Source organism: Streptomyces sp. NRRL F-525, assembly GCF_000716605.1.
Classification (GTDB): Bacteria; Actinomycetota; Actinomycetes; order Streptomycetales; family Streptomycetaceae; genus Streptomyces.
In genome coordinates, this window is sequence record NZ_JNXE01000088.1 from 1 (window position 1) to 5,762 (window position 5,762).

Genomic DNA, 5,762 nt, shown 5'->3' on the forward strand with positions numbered 1-5,762 from the left:
GTTCCGATTTCCTCGGTGCTTTCCAGGTTTCCGCTTCCGCGTTTCCCTTTCCGGCGGTTCCGACTCTATCAGATCCTTTCGGGCCTGACTCCCAGTCAGCGGGGCTTGTCTTCCCGGCCGTTGGGCCGTTCCGACGAGTGAGACTTTAGCGGATTCCTGAGTCCCGAGCGAATCGGGGGGTGCGTCCTTTCGAACGCGGATTCCTCATTTCGCAAATACGCATGCCAATACAACGCGACGACGGATCGTCGATTGTTTGTAGGTACCTGTGGAATGGCTGTCCGGGGACCGACCGGGGTCGGCGCTCACGTCGGACAACTCGGAGAACACTACGTACGCGGTAGGGGCGTGTCAACTCCGCTCCGGAGAGCACTGCAGAGGCGTACGCTGGGTGACGTGACTACGCATACGTGCACCCAGCAGTGGTGGGCCGCCTGACGGCGGCCGTACACACGTATGTACTCAACGGCCGCCACATCGGCGGCCGTTCGCGTTTCTCCCTCCAGAGGGTCGGCCGGCCGGGTGCGGCGGTCTCTAACAGGAGGTGGAGAGATGACGCGGGTCTTCAGTGGGGTCAAGCCGACCGGGCATCTGACGCTGGGGAACTACCTGGGCGCCATCCGGCGGTGGGTCGATGTGGATCAGCGGCAGAGCGACGCGCTGTTCTGTGTGGTCGATCTGCACGCGCTGACCGTGGACCACGATCCGGCGCGGGTGCGCAGGCTCAGTCGGCAGGCGGCGACGCTGTTGCTGGCGGCGGGGCTGGATCCCGAGCTGTGCACCGTGTTCGTACAGAGTCATGTGGACGAGCACGCGCGGCTGTCGTACGTCATGGAGTGTGTGGCCACCGACGGTGAGATGCGGCGGATGGTGCAGTACAAGGAGAAGGCCGCTCGTGAGCGGGAGCGGGGCGGGAGTGTGCGGCTGTCCTTGCTGACGTATCCCGTGCTGATGGCGGCGGACATCCTGGCGTACGGGACGGACGAGGTGCCGGTCGGGGACGACCAGACGCAGCATGTGGAGCTGACCCGGGATCTGGCGGTGCGGTTCAACCAGCGGTATGGCCATACGTTCGTCGTTCCTCGGGCGACCCGGCCGGAGGTGGCGGCTCGAGTGATGAACCTCCAGGAGCCGACTTCGAAGATGGGGAAGTCGGACGACTCCGGGCCGGGGATCGTCTATCTGCTGGACGAGCCCGACGCCGTACGGAAGAAGGTCATGCGGGCCGTGACCGACAGTGGCGCGGAGGTCGTCTACGACCGGGAGGCGCGGCCGGGGGTGGCCAATCTGCTGGAGATCCTGGCCGCTTGCGGTGGTGGGAACCCCGAGGACCTGAGCGGTGTATATGAGTCGTACGGAACTTTGAAGAAGGACACGGCGGAGGCCGTGGTCGAGCTGCTCAGGCCCGTGCAGGAGAGGCACAAGGAGTTGTGCGCGGATCCCGCTTATGTGGAAGGGGTGTTGCGGGATGGGGCGGAGAAGGCGAGAGAGATGGCGAAGCCGATGGTCGACAGCGCGTATCGAGCCATCGGACTTCTGCCTGCGTAGTCGCGTGAGCGGTTAGCCGGTCAGCTGTTTCCGGAGGCCAGTTCGCGGCTGCGGTCGCGGGCTGCCTCCAGGGCGGCGATGAGTGCGGCGCGTACGCCGTGGTTCTCGAGTTCGCGGATGGCGTTGATCGTCGTGCCGGCGGGCGAGGTGACGTTCTCGCGGAGCTTCACCGGGTGCTCGCCGCTGTCGCGGAGCATGACGGCGGCGCCGATCGCGGACTGGACGATGAGGTCGTGGGCCTTGTCGCGCGGCAGGCCGAGCAGGATGCCCGCGTCCGTCATGGCTTCGACCAGGTAGAAGAAGTACGCCGGGCCGGAGCCGGAGAGGGCGGTGCAGGCGTCCTGCTGGGACTCGGGGACGCGGAGCGTCTTGCCCACGGCGCCGAAGATCTCGTCGGCGTACGCGAGATGGGCCTCGGTGGCGTGGCTGCCGGCGGAGATGACGGACATGGCCTCGTCGACGAGGGCGGGGGTGTTCGTCATGACACGGACGACGGGGGTGCCTGCGGCCAGGCGCTCCTCGAAGAAGGAGGTGGGGATGCCCGCCGCGCCACTGATGATCAGGCGGTCGGCGGGGAGGTGCGGGGCGAGTTCGTCGAGGAGGGTGCCCATGTCCTGCGGCTTGACCGTGAGGATCAGGGTGTCGGCGGTCTTCGCGGCCTCCGGGTTGGTGACCGGGGTGACTCCGTGGCGGGTGCGGAGTTCTTCGGCGCGCTCGGGGCGGCGGGCTGTGACCAGCAGGTCGGCCGGGGCCCAGCCCGCTCGGATCATTCCGCTGAGCAGGGCCTCACCGATCTTGCCGGTGCCGAGGACTGCGACTTTCTGACTCATGGGCCCATCCTCGCACCGGCCGTGGGGAGGAGTGGTGGCTGTCCGGCTGGCGGAACGAGACCTCCATGCTCCTCGCTCCTCTATGCCGTACGCCTTCTCAGGGTGGCCGCGCCCAGGCACAGCACCAGCAGCGCGCAGCCGGCCACGATCAGGGCGTCGCGTACGAAGGTGGCGGTCATGTCGGTGTGCTTGAGGACCTCGTTCATGCCGTCGACGGCGTACGACATGGGCAGGACGTCGGAGATGGCCTCCAGGACGGGGTGCATGTCGGAGCGCGGAGTGAAGAGGCCGCAGAGGAGGAGTTGGGGGAAGATCACCGCCGGCATGAACTGGACGGCCTGGAACTCGGACGCCGCGAACGCTGAGACGAAGAGGCCGAGGGCGGTGCCGAGCAGGGCGTCGAGGAGGGCGACCAGAAGGAGGAGCCAGGGGCTGCCGGTGACGTCGAGGCCCAGGAACCAGACGGCGAGGCCTGTCGCCAGGGCGGACTGGATGATCGCGAGGATGCCGAAGGCGAGGGCGTAGCCGGCGATCAGGTCGCCTTTGCCCAGCGGCATGGCGAGGAGGCGTTCGAGAGTGCCGGAGGTGCGTTCGCGCAGGGTGGCGATGGAGGTGACCAGGAACATCGTGATGAGGGGGAAGATGCCGAGGAGTGAGGCGCCGATGCTGTCGAAGGTGCGCGGGCTGCCGTCGAAGACGTAGCGCAGCAGGACGAGCATCACGCACGGGATGAGGATCAGCAGCGCGATCGTCCGGGGGTCGTGGCGGAGCTGGCGCAGGACCCGGGCGGCGGTGGCGGTGGTGCGGGAGGCGCTGAGGGCGCGGGGACCGGCAGGTGTGGGAGCGCTGGTCGTCGTAGCGGCCGTCGTCGTGGCCGTGTTCGTGCTCATCGGGTCGGCTCCTTCTGGCGGGCGGTGGCTGCGGCCTCGTCGACCAGGTGCAGGAAGGCGGCTTCGACCGTGCCGGAGCCGGTGCTGGTGCGGAGGGCGTCCGGGGTGTCGTCGGCGAGGATCTCGCCCTCGCGCATCAGGAGGAGGCGGTGGCAGCGCTCGGCCTCGTCCATGACGTGGGAGGAGATGAGGAGGGTGGCGCCGCGGGAGGCGGCGATGTCGTGGAAGAGGGACCAGAGGTCGCGGCGGAGGACGGGGTCCAGGCCGACGGTGGGTTCGTCGAGGACGAGGAGTTCCGGGGTACCGAGGAGCGCCACGGCCAGGGAGACGCGGCTGCGTTGGCCGCCGGAGAGGTTGCCGGCGAGGGCGTCGGCGTGGGTGGTGAGGTCGACGTCGGTGATGGCGCGGGTGACGTCGTCGTGGCGGCGGGTGGCCGCGGCGCGGCCAGGATCGAGGATCGCGGCGAAGTAGTCGAGGTTCTGACGGACCGTCAAGTCGTCGTAGACGGAGGGGGCTTGGGTGACGTAGCCGATACGAGTGCGGAGGGTGGGGTGGCCCGCGGGGCGGCCGAGGACGTTCAGGGTGCCGGTGACTTTGGCCTGGGTGCCGACGATCGAGCGCATGAGGGTCGACTTGCCGCAGCCGGAGGGGCCGAGGAGGCCGGTGATCTGGCCGCGCGGGACGGTGAAGTCGAGGGCGTGGAGGACGGTGCGGGGGCCGCGGGCGACGGTTAGGGACTCGGCTTGGATCGCCGGGCCGTGTCCTGCGCCGGGGGCGGTTTCGGGTCGGGTGCCGACTGCGGTGACGGGTGAGGTGTCGGGGGATCCGGGCGGGCCGGGGAGATAATTCATCACGTGATGAATAATGCTCCGGCCGGGTGGGGGCGTCAAGTGGGTTCGGTGGGTGCGGGTGCCTTCTCTGGGGAGGGCGGTCGTGGTCTTCGGTGGGAGGTGTCTCGTCCGGGGAGGGCGGCCGTGATCTTCGGTGGGGGTGTGGGGTGGCGCAGGCGCGTGGGGGTGTGATCGGAAGGGGGTGGTCCGGTATGTGTGCTTCCGTGGTTGCGGGGTCGTGGCGCGGAGGGGGTGCGCGGTCAACTCGCTTTGGCGACAATGGAATTCAGTTCGCCGTGCCCTCCCCCGGTGCGGCACCCGCGCATCTCCCGTTCGTCATCGGAGGTGCTGTTGTCATGCGCTGTGGTGTGGGCAAGGCCGAGTTGTTCGCTTCTCTAGTTGTTTTTCTTGTCGCGCTCCCGTTGTGCGTGGGCGTGGTGATCGCCTCCGGGGTGCCGACCGAGCTGGGGCTGGTGACCGGGCTCGCCGGTGGGCTCGTGGTCGGGGTGTTGCGGCTCGGGCGGTGGTTCCGGGCCGTGTCCTCGGCCGTGGTGCACGGGATGCTCGCCGGGATCGGGCTCGTGCTGGTCGCCGGGCAGGTGTACGCGCTCGGGGATGTCGCCGCGCCGGCGAGCGGGGTCGGGAAGCTCGCCGGGCTGGTGTCGCTGCCGGGGGTGGTTGATCCGGTGGCGTTGTCAGTGGAGGGTGCCACCCTTGCCGTATTGCTGCTGTGGCCTCGGTGGGAGTGGGTGGCTCGGCTGGTTCCGGCGCCGTTGGTGGCGGTGGGGTTGGCCGCGGCGGTGACCGGGGGGTTCGACCTGGCGGTGCGGCGGGTTGATGTGCGGGGGCTGGTCGGTGCCGTGCGGGTGCCGGAGTGGGGGGATTTCGGGCGGCTTACAGAAGCGGGGGTGAGCGGGACGGTCGTGGCGTTCGCGCTGATCGCTTCGGCGGGGTCGTTGATCAGCGCGGCGGCGGTGGACCGGCTGTGTCGGGGGCCGCGGGCTTCCTACGACCGGGAGTTGAGCGCGCGGGGTGTGGGGAACGCCGTGTGCGGGGTGCTTGGGGCGTTGCCGATGACCGCGGTGGGCGTGCGGATGCGGAGTGTGGCTGGGGGTGTCCCCTCTGAGGAGGTCCCCTCTGGGGGAGTTCGGGTGGGGGCTCGGGCCAAGGCCTTACGGGTGCTGTGCGGTGGGGGGTTGCTGGTGTTCGCGGTTCTGCTGCCCGGGGTGTTGGGGGTGGTTCCGGTGGCGGCGCTGGCGGGGGTGCTCGTGTATGTCGGGTGTGGGCTCGTGCCGGTGCGGCAGGTGCGGGGGTTGTGGGCCGGGCATCGGGGTGAGGTGGTCGTGCTCGGGGTGACCGCGGTGGTGATCGTGGTGGGGAGTTTGTTCGAGGGGGTGTTGGTCGGGCTGGCGTTGGCCGTGGCGAAGACCGCGTGGGACATCAGTCATGTGCGGGTGGAGACGGAGGATCTCGGGGACGCGGGGATCGTCGTACGGGTGTGGGGGCATGCGACGTTTCTGCGGTTGCCGAGGTTGTTGGAGGCGTTGGAGGCGGTGCCGGGTGATCGGGTGGTGCGGCTGGAGTTGGGTGGGTTGCGGCATGTGGATCATGCGTGTGCGGCGGCGTTGGAGGGGTGGGTTGGGGGGCGGGAGCGGCAGCGGGGT

Annotated in this window: 5 protein-coding genes; 2 read left to right on the forward strand and 3 right to left on the reverse strand. The window is 69.2% G+C overall.

Annotation, left to right across the window (positions count from 1 at the left end; translation table 11 throughout):
• Positions 1-552 precede the first annotated feature (552 nt).
• Positions 553-1,548 (forward strand): tryptophan--tRNA ligase, encoded by a 996-nt coding sequence (gene trpS / locus OO69_RS47845; protein ID WP_033287343.1) that lies wholly within the window; start codon positions 553-555, stop codon positions 1,546-1,548.
• A 20-nt stretch (positions 1,549-1,568) separates the two neighbouring features.
• Here the strand turns inward: trpS and proC are convergent, their stop codons facing one another.
• The 3 genes from proC to OO69_RS47860 all read right to left on the reverse strand — a co-directional run bounded on the left by proC (position 1,569) and on the right by OO69_RS47860 (position 4,122).
• Positions 1,569-2,378, reverse strand: coding sequence for a pyrroline-5-carboxylate reductase (gene proC, locus OO69_RS47850; RefSeq protein ID WP_033287344.1), 810 nt, complete (start codon positions 2,376-2,378; stop codon positions 1,569-1,571).
• A gap of 80 nt (positions 2,379-2,458) precedes the next feature.
• Positions 2,459-3,268, reverse strand: coding sequence for an ABC transporter permease (locus OO69_RS47855; RefSeq protein ID WP_033287345.1), 810 nt, complete (start codon positions 3,266-3,268; stop codon positions 2,459-2,461).
• Positions 3,265-4,122: an ABC transporter ATP-binding protein gene (locus tag OO69_RS47860; protein ID WP_078652921.1), complete on the reverse strand. Its 858-nt coding sequence runs from the start codon at positions 4,120-4,122 to the stop codon at positions 3,265-3,267. The genes OO69_RS47855 and OO69_RS47860 overlap by 4 nt, the downstream gene beginning before the upstream one ends.
• Positions 4,123-4,454: 332 nt before the next feature.
• Here OO69_RS47860 and OO69_RS47865 point away from each other — a divergent pair.
• Positions 4,455-5,762, forward strand: a 1,308-nt coding sequence (locus OO69_RS47865) for a SulP family inorganic anion transporter (RefSeq protein ID WP_033287346.1), incomplete at its 3' end; no start/stop codon positions are given.

Coding starts and splice junctions, on each gene's coding strand:
- trpS (WP_033287343.1), top strand. CDS start 553: ATGACGCGGGTCTTCAGTGGGGTCAAGCCGACCGGGCATCTGACGCTG.
- proC (WP_033287344.1), bottom strand. CDS start 2,378: ATGAGTCAGAAAGTCGCAGTCCTCGGCACCGGCAAGATCGGTGAGGCC.
- OO69_RS47855 (WP_033287345.1), bottom strand. CDS start 3,268: ATGAGCACGAACACGGCCACGACGACGGCCGCTACGACGACCAGCGCT.